We start from the raw sequence: 230 nt of genomic DNA on the forward strand, positions 1-230 counted from the left end.
TCCGTGCAGCATTCGCTCAGCGATGGGCTGCACGGCAACAGCTGGCCGTTACAGGAGCACCTGCGCTGGGCGATGATCCAGTGGTACACCAGGCCGGCACAGGCACCGCTGGTGTTCCGCCTGGCCGAGCGCTATCCGCTGGACCCCCACCGCCGCCTGCTGGGCCTGGGCAGGCAGGTCGTGGCCAGCTTGTCTGTGACCTTCGGCGCGATGCTCATCGGCGCAGCGCC

General features: G+C 69.1%; 1 pseudogene. It reads left to right on the top strand.

Annotation, left to right across the window (positions count from 1 at the left end):
* Positions 1-230, top strand: a pseudogene (locus tag ACQG3P_RS25460) (sensor histidine kinase); the annotation flags it as partial.

This window comes from Stenotrophomonas sp. SrG (assembly GCF_050031795.1).
Classification (GTDB): Bacteria; Pseudomonadota; Gammaproteobacteria; order Xanthomonadales; family Xanthomonadaceae; genus Stenotrophomonas; species Stenotrophomonas rhizophila_A.